A 25519-nucleotide genomic window follows, 5' to 3' on the forward strand; every position below is an offset into this window, starting at 1 on the left:
CTCCCCTTCGACTAGATGAATACCGGTTCCGGCTCCAGTTCGACCCCATAGCGCGCCTTCACGTCGGCCTGGATCGCGCGCGCCAGGCGCACCACGTCCGCGCCAAGCGCCCCGCCCAGGTTGACCAGCACCAGCGCCTGCTTCGGGTACACGCCGGCCGCGCCCAGCGCCCGTCCCTTCCAGCCGCACTGGTCGATCAGCCAGCCGGCGGCGAGCTTCTCGCTGCCGTCCGGCTGCGTATGGTGCACCAGGTTCGGGAATTCGGCCAGCAGGCGTGTGCAGTGTTCGCCCGGTATGACGGGATTCTTGAAGAAGCTGCCCGCATTGCCGATGTCGAGCGGGTCGGGCAGCTTGCGGCGCCGGATGGCTTCGACGATGCGCCCGATCTCCTGCGGCGTGGGCTGAGCCAGGCCGGCCTCCTCGACCGCCTTCGCCAGTTCGGCATAGCGCAGGTTGGGCTGCCAGGCCACCGGCAGGGCGAAAGTCACGTCCAGCACCACCAGTTCGCGCCCTTGCGCATGCTTGAAGATGCTGTCGCGGTAGCCGAAGCGGCAGGCTGCCGCGTCGAGCGTGCGCACCTCGCCGCTGGCCATGTCGTAGGCGGTGAGCGAATGGAACACATCCTTCGTTTCGGTGCCGTACGCGCCCACGTTCTGGATCGGGGCCGCGCCCACGGTGCCCGGAATCAGGGACAGGTTCTCCAGGCCGCCCAGGCCCTGCGCCAGCGTCCACTGCACGAAACCATGCCAGTTCTCGCCTGCCTGCGCCCGCACCAGCACCCGGCCGTCCCGCTCTCCCAGCACTTCCTTGCCCAGACCCGCCATGTGCAGCACGATGCCGTCGAAGTCGCGCGTAAACAGCATGTTGCTGCCGCCGCCCAGCACCAGGCGCGGCAAACCGGCAAGTAGCGGGTCGCGCCGGACGGCGTCGAGCTGCGCCGCCCCGGTCACCCGCAGGTAATGCCGGGCCCGCGCCGGGATGCGGAAGGTGTTCAGGGAAGCAAGGGAAAAATCGTGGGAGATGGGCAGGTCGGCGTGCATGGCGTCAGGGTGTTTTTTGGCCATTATAGTGGCAAGCCCGGCCCGGTCTGTTGCCGTGCAGGTAAATCCGGTGGCCTGAGGGAGGCGTTGTCCGGTAAAATAGAGGGATTCATCTAGTTAGCATCATCAAGAAAAAGGAAAGCCGCCATGCCATCGTTTGATGTCGTCTGCGAAGCAGACATGGTCGAAGTGAAGAATGCTGTCGAACAATCGAACAAGGAAATCACCACCCGCTTCGACTTCAAGGGCAGCTCGGCCAATGTCGAGCAAAAGGAGCGTGAACTCACCCTGTTCGCCGACTCCGACTTCCAGCTCGGCCAGGTCAAGGACGTCCTGATCAACAAGATGGCCAAGCGCAAGGTCGATGTGCGCTTCCTCGACGAAGGCAAGGTCGAGAAGATCGGGGGCGACAAGGTCAAGCAGGTCATCAAGGTGCGCAACGGCATCGAGACCGAGGACGCCAAGAAGATCACCAAGGCCATCAAGGAAAGCAAGATGAAGGTCCAGGCCAGCATCCAGGGCGAATCGGTGCGCGTCACCGGCGCCAAGCGCGACGACCTGCAGGCCGCCATGGCCCTGCTGCGCAAGGACATCCAGGACCTGCCGCTGGCTTTTAACAACTTCCGCGACTGACCGCCGCGAATCGACCCGCACGCGGCCGCCGGCCGCTGCTCCAACGGCAAACGCCGCGTGAACCCGCCCCGCGTTGGGGTAAAATGACGGCCGCGCGCTGCGCGGCCTGCTGCATATGTACGCGTAGGGAACTACGGTAGTCTAAGGATTGCAATGAAACGTGTTGATGATTTCCGCCTGCGTCTGGGCAACAAGGAATATGTGCCCATCATGATCGGCGGGATGGGCGTGGACATCTCGACCTCGGAGCTGGCCCTCGAGGCCGCCCGTCTCGGCGGCATCGGCCACATCTCGGATGCGATGGTGCAGGACGTGTCGGACCGCAAGTTCGACACCACCTTCGTCAAGGACAAGACCAAGCTCTACAAGTTCAACATCAACAACATGAACAAGGCGGTGGTGCAGTTCGACCTCGACCGCCTGGCCGAGGCAACCCGCCTGCACGTCGGCTCGACCATGGAAGCGAAGAAGGGCGACGGCCTGATCTTCGTGAACTGCATGGAAAAGCTGACCATGAACGCGCCCAAGGAAACCCTGCGCACCCGCCTGTCGGCGGCGATGGACGCCGGCATCGACGGCATCACCATGTCGGCCGGCCTGCACCTGGGTTCCTTCGAGCTGATCAAGGACCACCCGCGCTTCCGCGACACCAAGCTGGGCATCATCGTGTCCTCGGTGCGCGCGCTGCAGCTGTTCCTGAAAAAAGTGTCGCGCCTGAACCGCCTGCCCGACTACATCATCGTCGAAGGCCCGCTGGCCGGCGGCCACCTCGGCTTCGGCATCGACGACTGGCAGCAGTACGACCTGCACACCATCATGGACGAGATCCATGCCTACATGCGCGAGCAGCAGCTCGACATCCCGGTGATCGCCGCCGGCGGCATCTTCACCGGCTCGGACGCGGTCGGCTTCCTGGAAAAAGGCGCCGGCGGCGTGCAGGTGGCGACCCGCTTCACCGTCACCCACGAGTGCGGCATGCCGGAGCACGTCAAGCAGGAGTACTTCCGCGCCAGCGAGGAAGACATCATCGTCAACGGCGTCTCGCCGACCGGCTATCCCATGCGCATGCTCAAGAGCACGCCGGCAATCGGCTCCGGCATCCGGCCGGGCTGCGAATCCTACGGCTACCTGCTCGATGCGACCGGCAACTGCGCCTACATCAACTCGTACAACCGCGAGGTGCAGGCCAGCCCGGACGGCAAGAACATCTCGGTGTTCGACAAGACCTGCCTGTGCACCCACATGCGCAACTTCAACTGCTGGACCTGCGGCCACTTCACCTACCGCCTGAAGGACACCACGCACCGCCTGGCGGACGGCAGCTACCAGATACTGTCGGCCCAGCACGTGTTCGAGGACTACCAGTTCAGCGTGAACAACGAAATCGCGCTGCCGCCGAAACAGGAAGTGGCATCCCCGAGCGCCGCCGCCTGACACAGCCTGCGTTTGCTGTTCCATATCTTCAAAGCCACGGTTCGCCGTGGCTTTGTCCTTTATGCGCCGCGCATATCGGAACGCGTGTAATCTGGCATTCGGCGAGCATTTTTCCCGAAGGATGCCAGCATGTCCCTGATCGAAGCATCTACGCAGGTTACTTTCCTGACCGATGACGAGGGCAACGTTGTCACCTGGAACCCCGCGTGCTCGACCATGTTCGGCTGGACGCCGGAACAGGCGCCGGGACGCCATCTCGACGCGCTGCTGGCGGGTGACGCGCATTGGCCCGCGCTGGCGTCGTCGGGCGGCGCCCGGGTCCGCATGCGCTTCGCGGGCGGACGCGAAGGCAAGGCCACCCTGCTCCTGATCCGCCAGTACGACGCGCGTGGCGAGCCTCACGGATGGAGCGCCACCGTGAGCGTCTCGCCGGCCGATTCCACCAGCGAACCCGAGCGCGTCGGCAACACCCCGCTGGCGGAAGTCGTCGACCTGCTGCCCGGCACCTTCTACGCGATCAACCGCGAGGGCCGCTTCGTCCTCTGGAACCATAACCTCGAACGCATGACCGAACTCACGCCGGACGAGCTCGCCGCGGCCCACGTGATGGACATGTTCGAGCCGCGCGAACGCCCGCTGGCGATGGAAAACTTCCGCCGCGTGTTCGAGCAAGGGGCCGAGGTCTCGATGGAGATGCATTATGTCTCGCGCAGCGGGCGCGAGACGCCGATCCTCGTGGGCGGCGCGCGCGTGGCCTGCGACGGCGACCAGTACCTGTTCGGCATGGGCATCAGCATCGCCAAACGGCGCGAGAAGGAACGCCAATTACTCCTGAGCGAACGCGCGCTGCACGCGGCCAGCAACGGCATCGTGATCACCCGTTGCGCCGGGCGCGACAACATCATCGAGTACGTGAACCCGGCCTTCGAACGCATCGCCGGCTATCCGGCCGCCGAAGCGATCGGACGCGATCCGCGTTTCATGGCCGCGCCCAATTTCGACACCCACGAACGCAGCCAGGTGCGGCTGGCAATCGCCGAGCGGCGCGCGGTCAACGTGGTGTTCCGCAACCAGCGCAAGAACGGCGAACTGTTCTGGAACGACCTGAGCATCACGCCGGTGCGCGACGAGTACGGCGAGGTCACGCATTTCATCGGCATCCTGCAGGATGTCACCGCCACCAAGCAGCGTACCGACCACCTCGAGCACGAGATCAACCACGATCCCCTCACCGGCCTGGCCAACCGCACCCTGCTGTGGGACAGGCTCGACCATGCCGTGCACCTGGCGCTGCGCCACAAGTCGATGGTGGCCACCGTGCTGATCGACCTGGACAACTTCAAGACCATCAACGACACCTTCGGCCACGAGGCCGGCGACGTGGTGCTGAAGGTGGTGGCGCGGCGCCTGCAGTCGGCGGTGCGCGAGAGCGACACGGTGGCGCGCATGTCGGGCGACGAGTTCGTGCTGGTGCTGGTGGACCAGCCTTCGCTGCGCTTCACGCTGCGCATGGTCGAACGGCTGCGGCGGTCGCTGACGATGCCGGTGGCCTTCGGCGGCAACGAGATTCCGATCGGCGCCAGCCTCGGCGTGGCGATCTTCCCGGCCGACGGCAAGACCTCGGCCGAACTGGTGCGGGCGGCCGACATGGCCATGTACCATGCCAAGGGCAACGGCGGCGGCGTGCATTTCTTTTCGCCGGAGATGCGCTCGGCCAACGAACGACGCGCCGCGCTCGCCAACAGCATCCGGGCCGCGCTCGACCACGACGAATTGTTCCTGCTGTTCCAGCCGCGCATGGACGCGCGCAGCGGGAAGGTGCGCGGCTTCGAGGCGCTGCTGCGCTGGCGCCATCCCGAGCACGGCGTCATGCTGCCGGCCGCCTTCCTGGCCGAGGCCGAGGAGACCGGCCAGATGGTCGAGATCGGCAACTGGGTGCTGGACCAGGCCTGTGCCTTCCTGCAGCAGTTGCGCCAGCTCGGCTACAGCAGCCTGCCCGTCTCGGTGAACGTCTCGCACCGCGAGTACAGCCAGCACGGCTTCATTGCCGGCCTGGCGGTGCGCATGCAGCGCTACGGCCTGCCGCCCGGCGCGCTCGAGATCGAGATCCCGGAGGCCGACCTGATCCGCAACCCGGGCCTCGGGCGCGACCTGTCGGCCCAGTTGGCCGAAGTCGGCGTGGCGCTGTCGATCGATGAATTCGGCAAGGGCATTTCCGACCTTGCCTTCCTGCAGCAGTTGTCGGTGCGCCAGGTCAAGCTGTCCAAGGCCGCGGTGCGCGACATCGCAGCCGATGGCAGCAGCGGCCGCGGCAGCCTGCTGGCCAAGACCCTGATCGATATCGGCCACAACCTCGACCTGGCCGTGGTCGGCGAAGCGGTCGAGACCGAGGCGCAGGTGGCCTTCCTTACCTCGCACGGTTGCGACCAGCTGCAGGGCCAATGGTTCAGCGAACCCTTGCAGCCCGACGCGGTGCGCGAGATGCTCGACCAGCGCCGGCAGGCGTAGGTGCTTGCGTTCAGCCGTCCTTGTTGATGCGGTTGATGAGAGCGCCGAGCACGTCCTCGGCCAGGGCGTTGTCCACCTGGCAGGTGCCGGCATTCTCGTGGCCGCCTCCGCCGTATTCCAGCATGAGGGCGCCGATATTGGTGTTCGAGGTCCGGTTCAGGATCGACTTGCCAGTTGCAAACACGGTGTTTTGCTGCTTCACCCCCCACAGCACATGAATTGAAATGTTCGTTTCGGGGAACAGCGCGTAGATGATGAAGCGGTTGCCGGCAAAGATCACCTCTTCATGGCGCAGGTCGAGCACCACGAGGTTCCCGTGGACCCGGGCGCAGCGCCGGATCTGCTCCTTGCAGCGCTCGCTGTGCTCGAAGTACAGCTCGGTACGCTCGCGCACGTCGGGCAGCTCCATGATCTGCTCGATGGTGTGCTGGGCGCAATAGTCGATCAGGGCCATCATGAGCTGGTAGTTCGAGATGCGGAAGTCGTGGAAGCGGCCCAGGCCCGTACGCGCGTCCATCAGGAAGTTCAGCAGGTTCCATCCCTGCGGGAACAGCACCTCTTCGCGCGAGAAGCGGGCCGAGTCGCCCTTGTCCACCGCCGCCATCATGTCGTTCCAGGCAGCCGGAAAGGTCTGCGCCCCGCCGTAGTGGTTGTAGACGACGCGCGCCGCCGACGGTGCCTCCGGCTGGATGACGTGGTTGTCGCGCCGGCCGGTGTTGCGGATCGTTTCCGACAGGTGGTGGTCGAACGCGAGGTGCGCCGCGGGCACGTACGGCAAATTGGTCGTGATGTCGCGTGCGGTGATCGCGACCTTCCCGTCCTGCATGTCCTTCGGGTGCACGAACAGGATGTCGTCGATCAGGTCGAGGTGCTTGAGCAGCACCGCGCACACCAGGCCATCGAAGTCGCTGCGGGTTACGAGTCGGTATTTGTCGTGAACGGCTGACATCGGCACATCCTTTCAAGAAGCGGATTGTCGGACAGGTGCCGGCCTGGGGACCTGCATGGCCGGAGTCCAAAGATCATACCTTGCAATGTTTCCAAATTACAGCCTTTGCGTTGGCGCATTCTGGCGGGACCCGGTGCAGTCCATGCCGCGGTTTGTGCAGGCTGTCGCACGAGGCTGGCCCTACGGACCCGCTGCGGGTAAAGTTGCATCATCCCAACAGTCCAGGATGCCGACAATGTTGTTTTTCCGGCACGCGCAAGCGGCCGAGGGTACACTCGCCGATTGCACCCATTCCACATAGCGACACGACACCGATCAGCACACCATGCAAGCCAGGCACACCAACCAGCACTATTTCTCGAGCGTCCTGTCGTGGCTCTACCGCGGCTTCGACGCCGTGGCGACCTGGGTCACCCAGCTCTCGTGGTGGAAGTTCTTCCTGTTCGCGATCCTGACCCTGACCGCCGGCGCCATCTTGCAGGAAGAACTGTTCTCCGGTCCGGCCAGCGAAGAGATCGCACGCGCCGAACGCGAAGCCGGCCGGCGCAGCGACGCGGCGATCCTCATCGACGAGAGCGGGATCCATTTCAACCCGCGCAACCGGCCCAGGAACGGCACGGCGCCCCCGCTGCCACCGGCGCCGCCCGATGCATCCGACGCCCCGGAAGCCCCGGATGCACCTGCGGCGCCGCCCGCCCCTGGCTCCCCGTCCGCCTCGACCACGATGGGCGCCAACGGCGAGTCGGTCCACATCGAGCTGCCGCCGCAGATCGGCGAGGAACTGTCGAACGCCATCGAAGCGGCAGTGGAGGACGCCGCCGAGCAGAAAGTGTCGCGCTACCACAAGCAGGCTTCGACCTGGTTCATGAACTTCGTGATCCTGTTCGTGCTGGCCCTGTTCGGTACCAAGGCCCTGGTCGGCGGAAAGAAGCGCGCCGAAGCCGAATCCCAGGTGGCGAACGCCGCCGCCGAGCGCGAGGCCATGCAGCGCCAGCTGTCGGAAACGAAGATGCAGATGATGCAGGCGCAGGTCGAGCCGCACTTCCTGTTCAACACCCTGGCTTCCGTGGAGCACCTGATCCAGGTCGACCCGCCGCGCGCCTCGGCCATGCAGCGCAGCCTGATCCAGTACCTGCGCGCGGTGCTGCCGCAGATGCGCGACAACGCCGTCGTGACCGGCCTGGGGCGCGAAGTGGACATGGTGACGGCCTACCTGGACCTGCTCAAGATGCGCATGGAAGAGCGCCTGACCGTGATCATGCAGGTGCCCGACGGCCTGCGCAGCGCGGCCTTCCCGCCGATGATGCTGCAGTCGATGGTCGAGAACGCGATCAAGCACGGCCTGGAGTGCAAGCCGGAAGGCGGCACCCTGAAGATCACCGCCGAGGTCGTCGACAGCAAGCTGCGCGTGACCGTCACCGACGACGGCGTGGGCTTCGGCGTGATGCCGAGCGACGGCACGGGCCTGGGGCTGCAGACGATCCGCGACCGCCTCAAGCTGCTGCACGGCGATGCCGGCCAGCTGCACATCGCGGCCAACAGCCCGAGCGGCGTGATCGCGATGATCGAGGTGCCCTACCAGCTGTCGAAATAGGCCGCCGCCGGACATCTTGCCTGCCGCGCCGTTTCATTGAATAATTAAATAATTGTCACCCTTAACTTTGCTACCAGGACCACCATGCCTACCGCAATCATTGCCGACGATGAAAGACTGATGCGTGACCAGCTGCGCCTGCGCCTGTCCGAGGCCTGGCCGGAGCTGCAGATCCTGGGCGAAGCGAAGAACGGCGAAGAAGCGGTGGAACTGGTCGAGCAGCTCAGGCCCGACCTGACCTTCCTCGACATCCGCATGCCGGGCAAGACCGGCATGGAAGCGGCGCGCGACATTGGCGAGCGCAGCCAGATCGTGTTCGTCACGGCCTACGACCAGTATGCGGTGGAAGCCTTCGAGCGCGGCGCGATCGACTACGTGCTCAAGCCGACCGAGCCGGAGCGCCTGAAGCTGACCGTGGACCGCCTCAAGGGGCGCCTGGAGCGCCCGAACGAGAAGGTCAACGACAGCGTGCAGGCGATGCTGTCGCAGCTGGCCGAGAAGATCGCGGCGCCGAAACCGAAGCACCTGCAGTGGATCCAGGCCAGCATCGGCCAGGACCTGCGCATGATCCCGGTCGAGGACATCCTGTTCTTCCGTTCGGACGAAAAATACACCTGCGTGCAGACGGCCACGTTCGAGGCCCTGATCCGCAAGCCGGTGCGCGACCTGGCCGAGGAACTCGACCCTGCGCTGTTCTGGCAGATCCACCGCGCCACATTGGTCAACGTCAACGCCATCGAAGGCGTGACGCGCGACATCCGCGGGCGGCATCTGGTGCTGGTCAAGGGCCGGCCGGAGAAGCTCGAGGTCAGCCGCAGTTTCCTGCACCTGTTCAAGCAGATGTAGAACGGCGCCGTTGCCGCGCAACGGCCTTTCCTGCCGCCGCACCGGCGACCGTGCGCGACGTGCCTGCCAGTTGACCTAAAGTCACGCCACAGCAAACTGGACAGGACTACTCATGAGCAACAGACGCAATGACAGCTTCCTCCTGGTCGCCGGCGTGCTCGGCGCCTTCGGCGCCGGCCTGGCCGCCGGCAGATCCATCGCCCGGGCAAGCGCCTCCGGCACGACCGACACCGGCCTGCCGCGCGCCAGCCTGCTCGACACACTGGCCTTCGGCATGGAGGTCTTTGCCCCTCTGGTAGCCCAGGGCGTGATCATCCGCCGCTCGCCGGTCGTGGCCGCGGCGGAGCGACTGGACCTGGACGGCCGCGCGGTGCGGCGCATGCAGAAACTGCGCGACAAATACGGACGTGGTCCGCTGATGCTGCCGCTGCCGATTCGCAAGCAGGCCGTGGTCCTGGCCCCGGAACACGTCCGTCGGGTGCTGGACGAGTCGCCCGCCCCTTTCACCGCCGCCAGCACCGAAAAGCGCGCAGCCTTGTCGCATTTCGAACCGAAAGGGGTACTGGTGTCGGAAGGGGCCGAGCGCGCCGAGCGCCGCCGCTTCAATGAAGCAGTGCTCGATACCGCCAACCCTGCGCACCGGCTGGCCGGAAGCTTCCTGCCGATCGTCGAAGAGGAAGCAGCGCGCATGCTGACCGGCGCAGAGCGACCCGGCGCGGTACAGGGCGAACTGGACTGGAATACGTACTCCGATCGCTGGTACCGCCTGATCAGGCGTGTCGTGCTGGGCAATGGCGCGCGCGACGACCACGAAATTCAGGAGCTGGTCGTGCGCCTGCGCGGGGCCGCAAACTGGGCCGGTTTCCACCCCAGGATGCGCGCAAAGCGTGAACGTTTCCTCGCACGTATCCAGATGTATCTCGACCGCGCCGAGCCAGGCAGCCTGGCGGGCTTCATGGCCCAGATCCCGCGCAAGGCCGACACCGAACCGCGCCAGCAGGTGCCGCAATGGCTCTTTGCCTTCGACGCGGCCGTCATGGCCAGTTTCCGCGCGTTGGCGCTGCTGGCCAGCCACCCGGACCAGTTGCAGCGCGCTCACGAGGAAATCGCCGCCCATCCGCGGCGCGATGCGCTGCCCTTCCTGCGGGCGACCGTACTGGAAGCGCTGCGCCTGTGGCCGACCACTCCGATGGTGCTGCGCCAGAGCACCGCTGCCACATTCTGGGAGAACGGCACGATGCCTCCTGGAACCGGCGTGCTGATCCATGCACCCTTCTTCCATCGCGACGACCGGCGCCTGCCGTACGCGGACCGTTTCACGCCGGAACTGTGGCTGCAGGAACAGGGCGAGCAGGACTGGCCGCTGATTCCCTTCAGCGACGGCCCAGTGACCTGTCCCGGCCGCAACCTGGTGCTGATGCTGACCAGCGCCATGCTGGCCTCCCTGCTCGACGGACGTTCGCTGCGGCTCGCGTCCGGGCAGCTGCTCGATCCGGCCCGCTTGCCGGGAACGCTGGACAACTACGCATTGCGCTTCGCGCTCGGTAAGTAGCGGCGCCGCTGCAGCCGCGCAGGGCCGCGGCCGCGTGATGCGGACGGGACCCACGCCAGCCGGGCGTCCTTGTGGGGTGTCAAGCCCCTCTCCGGTCGCGCCACGTAATGTAGAGCTCCCGGCCCTGCGCGGCCTTCTCCTTGGCAGCTTTCCCGCATGACACCACAGCGACGCTACCGCCGTCACAAAGCGGACACGGCGGCTCTTGTGTTCGGTTTTCTGGGCGGCTATTGCGCCGGCCAGGCCGCGGCTGCGCTGCGTCGCGCGCGCGCGCTGCGGCGCGCCGGCCGCGACAGCGACAACCGCCGCATCGACGGCCGCCGCATCGTTCACAGCGCCAGCGATGCCATCCTCTCCATCGGCGAGAACGCCGTCATCCTGTTCGCCAACCCGGCTGCAGCCCACATGTTCGCCACCAGCGTTGCGGCGATGCAGGGCAGCACCCTCGCGCGCTACATCCAGGCGCCGGTGCGCAATGCCCGCACCCCGCTCGACTACTTCCCGGCCGGCGGCGGGCGCGCCGGGCGCCGCGCCACCGACTATGCCGTCACCGGCATCCGCGCCAACGGCCACCTGTTCCCGATCGAAGGCTCGATCTCCGTGGTCGAGCAGAATGGCCGCCGGGTCTGCAACGTGATCCTGCGCGACGTCTCCGAGCGCCACCTCGTCCAGCAGAAGCTGGCGCGCTCACACGACCAGCTGCGCCAGCTGTCGTCTGCGCTGCAGACCATCCGCGAGGAAGAGCGCACCCACATCGCGCGCGAGCTGCACGACGACCTCGGCCAGCTGCTGGCCTCGCTGCGCATGGACCTGACCCTGCTCCAGCAGAACAACCAGCTGCCCGAGCCGAGCCGCCCCTTGATCGAAGGCATGGAAGCGAACCTGCTCACCGCCATCGCCTCGTTGCGCCGCATCGCCACCAACCTGCGCCCGCGCGCGCTCGACGAGGGCGGCCTGTATTTTGCCCTGCAGGGCCTGCGCGCCGAGTTCGAGGAGCGCCACGGCATCGCCTGCCTGCTGTTCGCCGACGAGGCCGGGCTGCGCCTCGACGATGCCACCAGCACCGCCATCTTCCGCATCGTGCAGGAAGCGCTGACCAACATCGCCCGCCATGCCGAGGCCACCGAAGTCGTGCTCAACCTCGACCGCATCGACGGCGAACTCCTGGTAACCATCCGCGACAACGGCCGCGGGATCCGCGCCGAAGACATGGAAAAGGTCGAATCGCTCGGCCTGGTCGGCATGCGCGAACGGGTCTGGGCCCTGCACGGCCAGATCGCCATCAGCGCCGACGAGCCGTCCGGCACCCGCATCGACATCGCCCTTCCCCTCGACGGCCACGCCCGCCCCGACGCCCCCTCCGGTTGACCCGTCCGGCATGACAGGATGCTACGTATCAGGATGTCACTAAGAGGAAATATTCTCTAGTTAATATCCCGGTCGATCTGAGTCATTCGTGAACTCGACATCCTGTCCAAACCAACCGGAGATCTGCATGAAGTACAAGTACCTGGCAGCTGCGCTGCTGTCGACCCTGCCGCTGTTCGCCCACGCCCAGACCAACGTCACCGTGTATGGCGTGATGGACGCAGCGATTGCCCTGGAAGACACCGACGCACCGGGTGAAAAGCGCCGTACCGTGGTCAACTCGGGTAACCAGTCGAGCAGCCGCCTCGGCTTCCGTGGCACCGAAGACCTCGGCAACGGCCTGAAGGCGATGTTCAACATCGAAGCCGGCGTCGCCCTCGACACCGGCGCCGCCGATTCCTCGCTGTTCGGCCGCCGCGCCGTGGTCGGCCTGCAGGGCGATTTCGGCACCCTGACCGTCGGTCGCGAATACAGCCCGATCGCTGCGGTCGGCGCCGCCTCCGACATCATGGGCCAAGGCATGTTCGGCAGCAACCTGTCTGCCTTCGGCACCAATCGCCTGACCCGCCGCCTGGCCAACTCGGTCAACTACAAGAGCAACGCCGCCGCCGGCTTCACCGTCAACGCCGCCTACTCGGCCGGCGAGCGTACTGTCGAACCGTCGGGCGACCTGATGGGCGTGTCGGTGGAATACAAGAACGGCGGCCTGTACCTGGGTGCCGGCTACCACAACATCGAGCGCCTGGCGATCGGCGACGACAAGGAATACGGCTTCGGCGCGGGCTACACCTTCGGTGCCTTCGAGATCAAGGGTAACTACCTGGTCGCCGACCAGACCGGCCCCAACAACGAGTACAAGAACGCCAACATCGGCGCCTCGTATGCCGCCGGCCCGAGCAAGTTCTTCGTGAACTTCCAGCAGCAGAAGCTCGAGACCGGCGCCAAAGGCAATACCGTGTCGCTGGCCTACACCTACGCGCTGTCGAAGCGCACCAACATCTACACCACCTACGCCCAGCTGCGCAACAACGGCCGCGGCGTGTTCGGCATCAGCTCGTCGTCGACCGCGGTCACCCCGCCGGCGACCGCGCTGGGCGCCGATCCGTCGGTGTTCACCCTGGGCGTGCGCCACTCGTTCTAAGCGCTGCATCCCTACCGGTCCCGTCTCCGCGGGACCATCCGATGCCGGTTTGCGCCGGCATCGCCTCCTCGCCCTTCCTGTCCCGTCCCGGCCTTGTCCCGTTAAGTTCACCATACAGGCGTGTTCGCGGCTGCATGGATATTTCTTTTCAAGTTTAATAACACGACAACATCGTGCGGATGCTGCCGCAGGATGCCGCACGATTGAAATAATTAGCGATTACTTAACAATGCATCCGGTATGATCGGCATCGAATTCATCAATTTTTCGATTCCGGTCTTCGGCACAGGAGGGGCGCATGGCTACAGCGACATGGCGGACGGAGGTGCTGGGCGGGTTCGACCCGTCACAGTGCGAGGATGGGCGCGCGGACGAGCTCGCACTGCTGCGCAGCTGCATCGAAGAGCGCATCGACCAGTTGCTGGCCGACTCCGGCGGACAGGCCGATCCCCTGAGCGCCGCCATGCGCGCGGGTGCGCTCAGCGCCGGCAAGCGCATGCGCCCGCTGCTGGTGATGCTGGTCGCACGCGACCTCGGCTGCCACTCGCCGGCGCTGGTGGACGTGGCCTGCGCCGTCGAGATGGTGCACGCGGCATCGCTGATGCTCGACGACATGCCGTGCATGGACAATGCCCAGCTGCGGCGCGGTAAGCCGGCCATCCACGTGCAGTACGGCGAGGACGTCACCATCCTCGCCTCGGTGGCGCTGCTCAGCCGTGCATTCGGCGTGCTCGCCACCGCCCACGACATTCCCCCGGTGACCCGTGCGCGCCTGGTGGCGAAGCTCGCCGAGACGGTCGGCACCCAGGGCCTGGTGCGCGGCCAGTTCGAAGACCTGCACGGGGCCGGCACGCGCACGCTCGACGCCATCGCGGCCACCAACGAGCTCAAGACCGGCGTGCTGCTCGGCGTCGCGGTCGACATGGCCGCCATCATCGCCCAGACCGACGACGGCGTCGCGCAGTCGCTGCGCGCGTTCGCGCTGGCGGCCGGCCACGCCTTCCAGATCCGCGACGACTTCCACGACCTGCCCGGCAACGACAGCGCCGTGACGGGCAAGGACACCGGCAAGGACCTCGGCAAGGCCACCCTGCTGGCCTCGCTCGGCATCGATGAAGCGCAGCGCCGCCTGGCCACCCACCTGGTCGACGCCGAGCGCCACCTGGTCGCGGCCCTGGGCGCGTCCAGCAGCACGCGCCATTTTGTCGACGGCCTGTTCGCCCAGGGCCGCTCGCGCCTGCGCCTGGCGCCCGACGGCGGCCTGTCCTATGCCGACAGCGCGCCGGCTCGGGGCCGCGAAGTACGCGTCAACTGAACCAGGAGAAGGGTCGCATGGCGCATTTCGGGGTCGTGGCACCGGCGTTCTACAGCCACTACAACGCGCTGGAAGCACTGGCGGGCGAGCTGGTGGCGCGCGGGCACCGCGTCACCTTCCTGCACCGGCCGGATGCCCGCCAGTACCTGCGCGACGGACGGGTCGGTTTCCACGCCGTCGGCGCCGATACCCACCCCCTCGGTTCGCTGGCCGATTCGCTGCAGCGCGCCGCCAACCCCGGCGGACCGCTGGGCCTGCGCCGCGTCATCCTCGACATGGCGGGCACCACCGACATGCTGTGCCGCGAGCTGCCGCATGCCATCGCCACGCTCGGGATCGACGCGATCGTGGCCGACCAGATGGAAGCGGCGGGCGGGCTGGTAGCCGAAGGGCTCGGCATCCCGTTCGTCTCGGTCGCCTGCGCGCTGCCGGTCAACCGCGAGCCGGGCATCCCCTTGCCCGTCATGCCCTTCGCGTATGCGGACAGCGAGCGCGCGCGCCAGCTCTATGAAGGCAGCACCCGCGTCTACGACTGGATGATGGGCCCGCACCATCGCAGCATCGCGACCAATGCCCGCCGCTTCGGCCTGGAACGGCGCGCCGGGCTGCACGACTGCCTGTCGCCGCTGGCCCAGGTCAGCCAGACGGTGGAAGCGTTCGACTTCCCGCGGCGGGCGCTGCCGGCGCACTTCCACCACGTGGGGCCGCTGCGCCCTGTCGTTGCCCGCCCGCAGGCGCGCGCGGCGAAGCGCATACCGGCGGTCGCCGCGGGCCGCCCTTTCGTGTTCGCCTCGCTCGGCACCCTGCAGGGCCAGCGCTTCGGGCTGTTCAAGCGCATCGCCCAGGCCTGCCGCCGGCTCGACGCCCAGTTGCTGGTGGCGCACTGCGGCGGCCTGGATGCGCCCCAGGAACGCGCGCTGGAACGGGCCGGGGCTACCTGGGTCTGCGATTTCGCGGACCAGCAGGCGGTCCTCGAACGCGCCGATGCGGTGGTGTCGCACGCGGGCTCGAACACCGTCATGGATGCGATCGCCGCCCGGACACCGATCCTGGCGCTGCCGATCGCCTTCGACCAGCCCGGCACCGCGAGCCGCGTCGTGCATGCGGGCGTGGGACTGAAGGCGTCGGCGCGCCTGGCCGGCAGCGCACAGCTGGCGGCCTCGCTGCGGCGGCTGCTCGACGAGCCCGGTTTCGCGGCGCGCCTGGCCGCGCTCTCGGACAGCGTGGGCAATGCCGGCGGCACGCCGCGCGCGGCCGACATCATCGAGACGGCGCTGCGACTGCATCCGCAGCTTGGGACGACAAGCGTGGCCAGCCATGGTTAAGGCCGCGCCATCGCCCGCATCTGGGCGCGAGCCCCGGTACGATCTGATCCTGGCCGGCGGCGGTCTTGCCAATGGCCTGCTGGCCTGGCGCCTGCGCCAGCGACGGCCCGAGCTGCGCATCCTGCTGCTCGAAGCCGGCGAGCAGGTCGGCGGCAACCATACCTGGTCCTTCCACGAGTCCGACCTGGCCCCCGCGGAACACGCATGGATCGCGCCGCTGGTGTCGCACCGCTGGCCACGCTACGACGTGGTCTTCCCCGCCCTGAAGCGCACCCTCGACGGCGGCTATGCCAGCATCGCCTCGCACGACTTCGCGCGCGTGATCGAGCCGGCGCTCGGCCCTGCCCTGCGCACCGGCGCGCGCATCGCCGCGCTGAGCCCGACCTCGGTACGCCTGGCCGGGGGCGACGTCCTGCACGCGCACGCCGTGATCGACGGGCGCGGCCCATGCCCCAGCACGCGCCTGTCGCTGGGCTACCAGACCTTCCTCGGACAGGAGCTGCGCCTGGCCGCGCCGCACGGCCTGCATGCGCCCGTCATCATGGACGCCTCGGTCGAGCAGCAGGGCGGCTACCGTTTCGTGTACCTGCTGCCGTTCGGGCCGGACCGGGTGCTGGTCGAGGACACCCATTACGTCGACAGCGCCGCGTGGGAACCGGAGCGGCTGCGCGCCAACATCGCGGCCTATGCCGCGCTGCGCGGCTGGCAGGTCGAGGAAGTGCTGCGCGAGGAACACGGCTCGCTGCCGATCGTGCTGGCAGGCGACATCGACGGCTACTGGGCGGACCTGGCCGGCCAGCCCTGCGCCGGCCTGCGCGCCGGCCTGTTCCACGCCACCACCGGCTACTCGCTGCCGCATGCGGTGCGCCTGGCCGACCGCATCGCGCAGCTGCCAGCCCCGGACCTGCGCGCGCCGGCACTGTTTGCGGCCATCCGCGACGAGGCCCGGCGCGAATGGCACGGCCAGCGCTTCTTCCGCCTGCTCAACCGCATGCTGTTCCTGGCCGGCCGGCCCGAGCACCGCTGGCGCGTGATGCAGCGCTTCTACCACCTGCCCGCGCCCCTGATTGCCCGCTTCTACGCCGGCCGCCTGCGCCTGCGCGACAAGGCCCGGCTGTTGAGCGGCAAGCCGCCGGTGCCGGTGGGACAGGCTTTCTCCGCCGCGTGCAAGATCCACCCCGAACAGATCAGGAAACCCGCAGGAGCACAGGCATCGATATGAACACCAGCCAGAAGAAACAAGCCGTCGTCGTCGGCGCGGGCTTTGGCGGCCTCGCGCTCGCCATCCGCCTGCAGGCCAGCGGCATGCAGGTCACGCTGCTGGAAAAGCGCGACAAGCCGGGCGGACGCGCCTATGTGTACGAAGACCAGGGCTTCGTGTTCGATGCCGGGCCGACCGTCATCACCGACCCGTCCTGCATCGAGGAGCTGTTCACGGCCGCCGGCAAGCGCATGCGCGACTATGTCGAGATGCTGCCGGTCACGCCCTTCTACCGCCTGTGCTGGGAAGACGGCAGCCACTTCGACTACGCCAACGACCAGGAGGTGCTCGACCGCCAGATCCATGCGCGCAACCCGGCGGACGTGGAAGGCTACCGCCGCTTCCTGGCCTATTCGAAGGCCGTGTTCGAGGAAGGCTACCTGAAGCTGGGCGCCGTGCCCTTCCTGTCGTTCCGCGACATGGTCCAGGCCGGGCCACAGCTGGCCCGCCTGCAGGCCTGGCGCAGCGTGTACAGCCTGGTCGCGCGCTTCATCCAGGACGAGCACCTGCGCCAGGCCTTTTCCTTCCATTCGCTGCTGGTGGGCGGCAACCCGTTCGCGACCAGTTCCATCTATACCCTCATCCACGCTTTGGAACGCCAGTGGGGCGTGTGGTTCCCGCGCGGCGGCACCGGGGCGCTGGTGCGCGCGATGGTGAAACTGTTCGAGGACATCGGCGGGCGCATCGAACTGAACGCGCCGGTGGCGCGTATCGAAGCCGACGGCGGCGACGGCAGGCGCGTGAGCGGGGTGCGCCTCGAGGACGGCCGCCTGTTCCCGGCCGACGCGGCCGCCTCGAATGCCGACGTGGTCCATACCTACAAGACGCTGCTTGGCCACCATCCGCGCGGCGCGGCCGAGGCCAGGGCGCTGCAGAAGAAGCGCTTCAGCAATTCGCTGTTCGTGCTGTACTTCGGCCTGGACCGCCACCACGATCAGCTGCAGCACCACACGGTCTGCTTCGGTCCGCGCTACCAGGGGCTGATCAAGGACATCTTCGGCGGCAAGGCGCTGGCCGACGACTTCTCGCTCTACCTGCATGCGCCCTGCGTGACCGACCCCTCGCTCGCGCCGCCGGGCTGCGGCAGCCACTACGTGCTGGCGCCGGTTCCGCACCTGGGCAATGCGCCGATCGACTGGGAAGTCGAGGGACCGCTGTACCGCGACCGCATCTTCGCGTACCTGGAACAGCGCTACATGCCGGGCCTGCGCAGCCAGCTCGTCACCAGCCGCATCTTCACGCCGCATGACTTCCGCGACCAGCTCAATGCCCACGTCGGCTCGGCCTTCTCGCTGGAGCCGATCCTGACCCAGAGCGCCTGGTTCCGCCCGCACAACCGCGACAGCGAGCTGTCCAACCTCTACCTGGTCGGGGCCGGCACCCATCCGGGCGCGGGCGTGCCGGGCGTGATCGGCTCGGCCAAGGCCACGGCCGGCCTGATGCTGCAGGAAGCGCAGGCGACGGCGACGGCAACCCTGCCGCAACAGGTGCGGGCATGAGCGAAGCGCTGATGGACCATGCGACCCGCACCATCGAGGTCGGGTCGAAGAGCTTCGCGGCGGCGGCAAAACTGTTCGATCCGGGTACCCGGCGCAGCGTGCTGATGCTCTACGCCTGGTGCCGCCACTGCGACGACGTGGTGGACGGCCAGGAGCTCGGTTTCAACGTGGCCGACCCGGACGGCCACCATGGCCGCCACGGCCATGACCCCGCCGCCCGGCTCGCCGTGCTGCGCGAGCAGACGCGCCGCGCCTACGCGGGCGAAGCGATGGCGGACCCCGCCTTCGCGGCCTTCCAGGAAGTGGCGCTGCGCCACCGGATCGAACCGCGCTTCGCGCTCGACCACCTGGCCGGCTTCGCCATGGATGTGGAGGGAGCGCGCTACGAGACCATCGACGACACCTTGCGCTACTGCTACCACGTGGCCGGGGTGGTCGGCCTGATGATGGCCTCGATCATGGGCGCGCACGATCCGGAGGTGCTGGACCGCGCCTGCGACCTCGGGCTGGCCTTCCAGCTCACCAACATCGCGCGCGACATCGTGGAAGACGCCCGCATGGGCCGCTGCTACCTGCCCGCGCAATGGCTGCGCGAAGCCGGCATCCCGCCGCACGAGATCGCCGAGCCGCGCCACCGCGCCGCGCTGGCAAGGCTGGCGGCGCGCCTGGTCGATCATGCCGAACCTTACTACGACTCCGCCGCCGAAGGCATCAAGGCCCTGCCCCTGCGTTCGGCCTGGGCGATTGCCAGCGCCCGCAACGTGTACCGGCAGATCGGCATCGAGGTCAAGCGCCGCGGCGCGCACGCCTGGGACGAGCGCGCCGGAACGACGAAGGCGATGAAATTGTGGCTGCTGGCAAAAGGCGCGGCGCGCGCGCTCAGTTCGCGTGCCGGCGCGATGCGGCCTCGTCCTGCCGGCCTGTGGCCGCGTCCGGGCCGGCCCGGCGCGGGGGACGCCCCTGGTGCTGCGCATGCAAGGCCTGCTTGAGCTTGTGGACGGGCGGCGCGTACAGGAAACCGAACGACACAGCCCCGTCCTTGCCTTCGACCGCATGGTGCATGCGGTGGGCCTGGTACAGGCGCTTGAGGTAGCCGCTGCGCGGGGTGTACCTGAACGGCCAGCGGCGGTGCACCAGCCCGTCGTGGGCGACGAAGTAGAGCACACCGTAGGCCGTCATGCCGGCACCGACCCATTGCAGCGGCCAGGCGCCTTCGGTGCCGAACCAGATCAGCGCGATCGCCACGCCTGCGAACACCACGGCGTACAGGTCGTTCTTCTCGAACCATCCCGTGCGGGGTTCGTGGTGCGACTTGTGCCAGCCCCAGCCGAAGCCGTGCATCACGTACTTGTGCGCGACGATGGAAAACAATTCCATCAGCACGACGGTGAGCACGACAATGAGGGTGTTGAGCAGCATGCACAGAGCCTACCATAAGCCCCGCGCCGCACGGCTGATGCCCTCACCGCGCGACGGGTCATCGGCGGTACAGATTCCACTCGACGAAAGGAACACCATGCGTATCGAATCCACCCTCCTGCTTGCCTGCGCCTTGTTACTGGCGGCAGTCCCCGCCACCGGCGCGACGGTCGAAGTGCGCGTCTCGGGCGTAGCGGGCGGCAAGGGAAAGGTCAACGTGGCGGTCTGCGACCGCGAGCGCTTCCTCAAGCAGTGCGCCTACAGCGCCTCGGTGCCGGCCCAGGCGGGCGAGACCGTGGTCAGCCTGAAGGACATTCCGCCGGGCACCTGGGCCGTGCTGGCCTACCAGGACGAGAACGACAATGGCCAGCTCGACCGCAACTTCATCGGCATCCCGAAGGAAAAATACGGCTTCAGCCGCGACGCCGCCAGCCGCTTCGGGCCGCCCTCGTTCGACGCTGCCGCCATCGAGGTGGGCGAGGGCACGACCGTGGCGCCGATCAAGCTCCATTGACGCCCGCTTGCGCGCGTCGTGCTCCGCCAGCGTGCCGCCATGCTCCAATGCGTGGCATCCTGCCTGGCCCGGCGCCCTCTTGCGGGGCGCGCTGCAATGCAACAGAAAATAACGGTAGGAATCAGACAACGCTTCGGGTATCGTTGTCACCCACAAGCGGCCGGGCAGCGTTTCCGGCCATGATCGAGTTGCATTGATTGCTACGGGGATTAGTAAATGAATGAGTTGGTTTCTGCCTTGAATGCCTATGTCTGGAGCACGGCGCTGATTGTGCTGTGCCTGGGTGCAGGCCTGTATTTTTCCATCCGCTCGCGCTTCCTGCAGCTGCGTCACGTGCGTGAAATGACCCGCCTGATGATCGACGGGAAGAGCTCCGACCAGGGCGTCTCGTCCTTCCAGGCCCTCACGATGACGCTGGCCGGCCGCGTCGGTACCGGCAACATCGCCGGTGTCGCCACGGCCATCACGTTCGGCGGGCCCGGCGCCGTGTTCTGGATGTGGGCGGTCGCCTTCCTCGGAGCCAGCTCGGCCTTCGTCGAATCGACCCTGGGCCAGGTGTACAAGGAATCGATCAACAAGCAGTTCCGCGGCGGCCCGGCCTTCTATATCGAAAAAGGCCTGGGCATGAAGTGGTATGCCGTGATCTTCGCGATCACGACCATCCTTGCCACCGGCCTGCTGCTGCCCGGCGTGCAGGCCAATTCGATCGCCGAAAGCCTGAAGACCGCGACCGGCGTCGACACGACCGTGACCGGCGTCCTGCTGTCCATCGCGCTGGCCTTCATCATCTTCGGCGGCGTCAAGCGCATCGCCACCTTCGCCGAGTTCGTCGTGCCCTTCATGGCGCTCGGCTACATCGTCGTGGCCTGCATCATCATCTCCATGAACATCGAGAAGCTGCCGGGCATGCTGGCGCTGATCTTCAGCTCGGCCTTCGGCCTGGAAGCCGGCTTCGGCGCCATCATCGGCATGGCGATCCAGTGGGGCGTCAAACGCGGCGTGTATTCGAACGAAGCGGGCCAGGGCACCGGCCCGCACGCGTCGTCGGCGGCGGAAGTGAGCCACCCGGCCAAGCAGGGCCTGGTGCAGGGCTTCTCGGTCTACGTCGACACCCTGTTCGTGTGCTCGGCCACCGCCTTCATGCTCCTGATCACCGGCCAGTACAACGTGCAGGCGCCGGACGGCACGGCGATGTTCACCGGCATCCAGGGCGTCGCTGCCGGTCCGGGCTATGTCCAGACGGCGCTGGAGAACATCATGCCGGGCTTCGGCGCGCTGTTCGTCGCCATCGCCCTGCTGTTCTTCGCCTTCACGACCATCGTGGCCTATTACTACATCGCCGAAACCAATATCGCCTACCTCAACCGCGCCACCGGCCGTCCCTGGCTGGCCTTCCTGCTGAAGCTGGCGATCATCGGCGCCACCTTCTACGGCGCCATCAGGACGGCCGACGCGGCCTGGGCGCTGGGCGACCTCGGCGTGGGCCTGATGGCCTGGCTGAACCTGGTTGCGATCCTGCTGCTGCGTAACGTGGCCTTCAAGTGCCTGCGCGACTACGAGGCGCAGAAAGCCCAGGGCAAGGATCCGGTGTTCGACCCGGTGGCGCTGGGCATCGACCGCGCCGACTACTGGGTCGCGCGTGGCCTCGACGCAAACCAGCAGGGCAAGGCAAATCCGACGGTAACTGCCACGACGGCCGGCCAGTAAGATCTTCTGTCCCCGGGCCCTCCCCGCTGCGGCGGCCTTGCCAATCAGGCATGGCCGCCGCTTGCGTTATAATGGCGGTGGGTGGCTTACATGGGGTAAGTCAGGTATGCGCGATGGTCGGGCCGCCACGCGGCTTGTCTGCGACCGTGTTCGCAATCATCATGACCGATATCCGACTTCCCGCCCGTACGCCCTTCGTCTTCCAGCATGCCGCCAAGGGGGCCGCATGATCCGCGTCGAACGCCGCCTTTCCGACACCTTCAAGGAATTCGCCGCCTCCGGCAAGGCCGGTGGCGTCATCCTCATCCTGTGCACGCTGCTCTCGCTGGCGCTGGCGAACTCGGCCTACGGGCCGGTCTACGTCGGCTTCTGGCACCAGTATGTGGCCGGGCTGAGCATCGAGCACTGGGTCAACGACGCCCTGATGGCCATCTTCTTCCTGCTGATCGGCCTCGAACTCCAGCGCGAATTGCAGAACGGCGAACTGTCCGACCTGCGCAATGCCATGCTGCCGATCCTGGCTGCGGCGGGCGGCATCGCCGTGCCGGCGCTGATCCACTTCATGCTCAATGGCGGCACCCCGACCCAGGCCGGCGTCGGCATCCCGATGGCAACCGACATCGCCTTCGCGCTCGGCGTGCTGGCACTGCTCGGCAGCCGCGTCCCGGCCTCGCTCAAGGTGTTCCTGACCGCGCTCGCCGTCATGGACGACCTCGGCGCCATCATCGTGATTGCCGTGTTCTATTCCACCGGGCTGTCGGTCGCCTACCTGGGCGGCGCGCTGGCGGTCTTTGCCGGCCTGATGCTGATGAACCGCGTGCTGCGCGTGATGGCACTGCTTCCGTACCTGCTCGGCGGCGCAGTGATGTGGTTCCTGATGCTCAAGTCCGGCGTGCACGCTACCATCGCGGGCGTGTTGCTGGCCTTTGCCATCCCCTATTCGAGCAAGCAGGACGACGTGGCCTCGCCGTCGCATCGCCTTGAGCACGTGCTGCACAAGCCGGTCGCCTTCCTGATCCTGCCGATCTTCGCGCTCGCCAATACCGGCATCGTGATCAGCGCCGGCTGGACCGAGGAACTGCTTTCAAGCAACAGTCTGGGCATCATCCTCGGCCTCGTCGCCGGCAAGCCGATCGGTATCGTCCTGTTCTGCTTTGCCGCTGTCGCAGTCGGCCTGTGCCGCCTGCCGCTCGACCTCGCATGGCGCCACGTCCTGGGTGCGGGCATGCTCGGAGGCATCGGCTTCACCATGTCGATCTTCATCACCAACCTGGCCTTCGTTGGCGCGAACGAGACCATCAACGCGTCCAAGATGGCGATCCTGGTGGCCTCGCTGGTGGCAGGCATTGCCGGGTTTGTCTGGCTCAAGCTGTTCGGCAAACCCCTGGCGTCGGACCGCGACACCGACACCATGGATTTTGACGTGAGCGAGCCCGCCGCCCCGTCGCGCTGAGCGCCGGCCCGGCAACGGGCAGCGCGCATGAACAAAAGGCCAGCAACGCGTTGCTGGCCTTTTTACTTTCCTTACCTAAATTTCTAACCCAAGCGGAGCCGGATGGCGGGCCGACATCCGGCGGCCCGGCCATGGAACGCGTCCGCGCGGTGCGTCCCGGCCTTACTTCAGCCGGCAGGTCAGCGCCCAGCAGCTATCCCAGCGCCCGATCTTGATCTCGCGCACCGCCGTGCCCAGCCGCTTGCGCAGCGCACTGTCGGTCGGGTAGTTCTTCGGCAGCTCATGGCGATTGCCGTCCGCGTCGGTAAAATTGGCCCAGGTATTGCCCTGGGCATCGGTACGGGCGACCGTCGGGCTGGCGCCCTCGACGTACTCATCGTCGATCAGCACCAGCAGCGCATCCTTGCCGATGCGGGCGCGCAGTCCGGCCAGGAAGGCGTCCTGCTCTTCGCGGCGGAAGTGCGACCACAGGAAGCCGGCGAACACGGCCGTGATCTTTCCGACCCCGTTCGCCGCCTCGTTGCCGATGTCGGGGGGCAGGTTCAACGCATCGACCACGCGGTACCGGACGTTTTCCAGCCCTTCACCGTGCTCGCGCGCCACCGCCAGCATCGTTTCGCTGATATCGGTGGCCAGCACCGCCTTGGCCGTTTCGGCCAGCACGTCGGTCCAGTAACCGGTGCCGCAGCCCAGTTCCAGTACCGTGTGCCCGCGCATCAGGCCGGCGACCTGCTCGGCCACATCGTCCAGGTCGTCCTGGCGGTCCTCGTCGCTCTCGTCGTGGAACTGGGCGTCGTAGTGATCGGCAATCGCCGTGTAGAAATCTGCGACAGGGTTATGACTCATGGGGTTTCCTTATTGTTACAGTGCGGCGCATTCACGGCGCGTCGCTCAAAGCTCGTAATTCTCGCCGCCGCGCATTGCCGACTCGACCATCTTGCGGTTGAGCGTCGGGGCGAGCAATTCGATGAAAGTGTAAATATAGCTGCGCAGGTAGGCGCCCTGCTTGATCGCCACGCGCGAGGTGTTCATGCCGAATAGGTGACCGACGGGAATGGCGCGCAGGTTACGGTCGCGTTCGGGATCGAAGGCCATGCCGGCGATGATGCCCACGCCCATGCCCAGTTCGACATAAGTCTTGATGACGTCGGCGTCGATGGCTTCCAGCAGCACGTCCGGCTTCAGGTTGCGCAGGCCGAAGGCATGGTCGATCTTGCTGCGGCCGGCGAAGGCCGCGTCGTAGGTGATCACCGGGTAACTGGCGATCTCCTCCAGCGACACCGCCTTCGAGCGCAGCAGCGGGTGTTCGTGCGGCACCACCAGCACGTGTTCCCACTGGTAGCACGGCAGCGTGATCAGGCCTTCGATGGCGGCAATCGACTCGGTGGCGATCGCCAGGTCGGCCTGGTCGTTCTTGACCATGTCGGCGATCTGCTTTGGGTTACCTTGAAGCAAGGACAAACGCACCTTCGGGAACTTCTGCATGAAGGCCTGCACCACTTTCGGCAGCATGTAGCGCGCCTGGGTATGGGTGGTGGCAATGGTGAAGCTGCCGCTGTCGTGCGCCGCGTATTCCTTGCCGATGCGCTTGAGGCTGTCGATCTCCTGCATGATCAGCTCGACCGACTGCAACACCAGCCTGCCGGGCTCGGTCAGCCCGCGGATGCGCTTGCCATGGCGGGTGAAGATGTCCACGCCGAGTTCTTCCTCGAGCTCGATGATGGCTTTGGACACACCCGGCTGGGAAGTGAACAGTGCCTTGGCTGCATCGGTCAGGTTGTAGTTCTGGCGTACGGCTTCGCGTACGAAACGCAGCTGGTGAAGGTTCATGAAGTGAAGGCTTTTCCTGTGTCGGTTGTTGTTATTGCGGCAGCAGACGACATTTTAAGATGCTTATTCGGGTTGCGCATATAAGCAAATGAATTCTCCGTAGTTTGGAATATAAGCACTGGTCCGTACAC

General features: G+C 66.7%; 21 protein-coding genes. 16 read left to right on the plus strand and 5 right to left on the minus strand.

The window, feature by feature from the left end:
* Positions 1-11 precede the first annotated feature (11 nt).
* Positions 12-1040 (minus strand): UDP-N-acetylmuramate dehydrogenase, encoded by a 1029-nt coding sequence (murB, locus tag ACFFJK_RS12880; protein ID WP_379679676.1) that lies wholly within the window; start codon positions 1038-1040, stop codon positions 12-14.
* Positions 1041-1187: 147 nt separating this feature from the next.
* Here murB and ACFFJK_RS12885 point away from each other — a divergent pair, with 147 nt between their 5' ends.
* From ACFFJK_RS12885 to ACFFJK_RS12895, 3 genes are all read left to right on the plus strand, one after another.
* Positions 1188-1673 (plus strand): YajQ family cyclic di-GMP-binding protein, encoded by a 486-nt coding sequence (locus ACFFJK_RS12885; protein WP_379679603.1) that lies wholly within the window; start codon positions 1188-1190, stop codon positions 1671-1673.
* A gap of 153 nt (positions 1674-1826) precedes the next feature.
* Positions 1827-3107: a nitronate monooxygenase gene (locus tag ACFFJK_RS12890; protein WP_379679605.1), complete on the plus strand. Its 1281-nt coding sequence runs from the start codon at positions 1827-1829 to the stop codon at positions 3105-3107.
* Between the two features lie 129 nt (positions 3108-3236).
* Positions 3237-5615, plus strand: a complete 2379-nt coding sequence (locus ACFFJK_RS12895) for a sensor domain-containing protein (RefSeq protein WP_379679606.1) — start codon at positions 3237-3239, stop codon at positions 5613-5615.
* Positions 5616-5625: 10 nt separating this feature from the next.
* On the opposite strand, the gene ACFFJK_RS12900 is transcribed toward ACFFJK_RS12895, so the two are convergent.
* Positions 5626-6564: an exopolyphosphatase gene (locus ACFFJK_RS12900; protein WP_379679607.1), complete on the minus strand. Its 939-nt coding sequence runs from the start codon at positions 6562-6564 to the stop codon at positions 5626-5628.
* Between the two features lie 325 nt (positions 6565-6889).
* Here ACFFJK_RS12900 and ACFFJK_RS12905 point away from each other — a divergent pair, with 325 nt between their 5' ends.
* From ACFFJK_RS12905 to crtB, 10 genes are all read left to right on the plus strand, one after another.
* Positions 6890-8158 carry a sensor histidine kinase gene (locus ACFFJK_RS12905; protein ID WP_379679608.1) on the plus strand — a complete coding sequence of 423 codons (1269 nt, stop codon included), beginning with the start codon at positions 6890-6892 and terminating at the stop codon, positions 8156-8158.
* 84 nt (positions 8159-8242) lie between these two features.
* Entirely contained in the window at positions 8243-9004 is a 762-nt protein-coding gene (locus ACFFJK_RS12910; RefSeq protein WP_379679609.1) for a LytR/AlgR family response regulator transcription factor, read from the plus strand.
* A 112-nt stretch (positions 9005-9116) separates the two neighbouring features.
* Positions 9117-10556 (plus strand): cytochrome P450, encoded by a 1440-nt coding sequence (locus ACFFJK_RS12915; RefSeq protein ID WP_379679611.1) that lies wholly within the window; start codon positions 9117-9119, stop codon positions 10554-10556.
* A gap of 207 nt (positions 10557-10763) precedes the next feature.
* Positions 10764-11924 (plus strand): PAS domain-containing sensor histidine kinase, encoded by a 1161-nt coding sequence (locus tag ACFFJK_RS12920; RefSeq protein ID WP_379679613.1) that lies wholly within the window; start codon positions 10764-10766, stop codon positions 11922-11924.
* A gap of 127 nt (positions 11925-12051) precedes the next feature.
* A complete protein-coding gene (locus ACFFJK_RS12925; protein ID WP_379679615.1) occupies positions 12052-13065 on the plus strand; it encodes a porin in 1014 nt (337 codons plus the stop codon).
* 298 nt (positions 13066-13363) lie between these two features.
* Positions 13364-14380 carry a polyprenyl synthetase family protein gene (locus tag ACFFJK_RS12930; RefSeq protein ID WP_379679616.1) on the plus strand — a complete coding sequence of 339 codons (1017 nt, stop codon included), beginning with the start codon at positions 13364-13366 and terminating at the stop codon, positions 14378-14380.
* A 17-nt stretch (positions 14381-14397) separates the two neighbouring features.
* Positions 14398-15705, plus strand: coding sequence for a glycosyltransferase (locus ACFFJK_RS12935; protein WP_379679617.1), 1308 nt, complete (start codon positions 14398-14400; stop codon positions 15703-15705).
* On the plus strand, positions 15698-16927 hold the full coding sequence (crtY, locus tag ACFFJK_RS12940) for a lycopene beta-cyclase CrtY (protein ID WP_379679618.1): 1230 nt from the start codon (positions 15698-15700) through the stop codon (positions 16925-16927). The genes ACFFJK_RS12935 and crtY overlap by 8 nt, the downstream gene beginning before the upstream one ends.
* Positions 16924-18465 (plus strand): phytoene desaturase, encoded by a 1542-nt coding sequence (locus ACFFJK_RS12945; RefSeq protein ID WP_379679619.1) that lies wholly within the window; start codon positions 16924-16926, stop codon positions 18463-18465. The genes crtY and ACFFJK_RS12945 overlap by 4 nt, the downstream gene beginning before the upstream one ends.
* Positions 18462-19454 carry a 15-cis-phytoene synthase CrtB gene (gene crtB / locus ACFFJK_RS12950; RefSeq protein WP_379679620.1) on the plus strand — a complete coding sequence of 331 codons (993 nt, stop codon included), beginning with the start codon at positions 18462-18464 and terminating at the stop codon, positions 19452-19454. The genes ACFFJK_RS12945 and crtB overlap by 4 nt, the downstream gene beginning before the upstream one ends.
* Here crtB and ACFFJK_RS12955 read toward each other — a convergent pair.
* The gene (locus ACFFJK_RS12955; RefSeq protein WP_379679621.1) at positions 19345-19884 is read right to left on the minus strand and encodes a sterol desaturase family protein; all 540 of its coding nucleotides are present in this window, start codon (positions 19882-19884) and stop codon (positions 19345-19347) included. The genes crtB and ACFFJK_RS12955 overlap by 110 nt on opposite strands.
* Before the next feature lie 97 nt (positions 19885-19981).
* On the opposite strand from ACFFJK_RS12955, the gene ACFFJK_RS12960 reads away from it, so the two are divergent.
* The 3 genes from ACFFJK_RS12960 to nhaA all read left to right on the plus strand — a co-directional run bounded on the left by ACFFJK_RS12960 (position 19982) and on the right by nhaA (position 23558).
* Positions 19982-20398, plus strand: coding sequence for a DUF2141 domain-containing protein (locus ACFFJK_RS12960; protein ID WP_379679623.1), 417 nt, complete (start codon positions 19982-19984; stop codon positions 20396-20398).
* Between the two features lie 216 nt (positions 20399-20614).
* Complete coding sequence (locus ACFFJK_RS12965; RefSeq protein WP_379679625.1) at positions 20615-22105, plus strand: alanine/glycine:cation symporter family protein; 1491 nt, start codon at positions 20615-20617, stop codon at positions 22103-22105.
* Between the two features lie 226 nt (positions 22106-22331).
* A complete protein-coding gene (gene nhaA, locus ACFFJK_RS12970; RefSeq protein ID WP_379679627.1) occupies positions 22332-23558 on the plus strand; it encodes a Na+/H+ antiporter NhaA in 1227 nt (408 codons plus the stop codon).
* Between the two features lie 162 nt (positions 23559-23720).
* Here the strand turns inward: nhaA and ACFFJK_RS12975 are convergent, their stop codons facing one another.
* Positions 23721-24404, minus strand: a complete 684-nt coding sequence (locus tag ACFFJK_RS12975) for a class I SAM-dependent methyltransferase (RefSeq protein ID WP_379679629.1) — start codon at positions 24402-24404, stop codon at positions 23721-23723.
* 45 nt (positions 24405-24449) lie between these two features.
* Positions 24450-25388 (minus strand): CysB family HTH-type transcriptional regulator, encoded by a 939-nt coding sequence (locus ACFFJK_RS12980; RefSeq protein ID WP_379679631.1) that lies wholly within the window; start codon positions 25386-25388, stop codon positions 24450-24452.
* Between the last annotated feature and the right edge of the window lie 131 nt (positions 25389-25519).

Origin of the sequence: Massilia consociata, from assembly GCF_042432755.1 — a bacterium.
GTDB classification, from domain to species: domain Bacteria; phylum Pseudomonadota; class Gammaproteobacteria; order Burkholderiales; family Burkholderiaceae_D; genus Telluria; species Telluria consociata.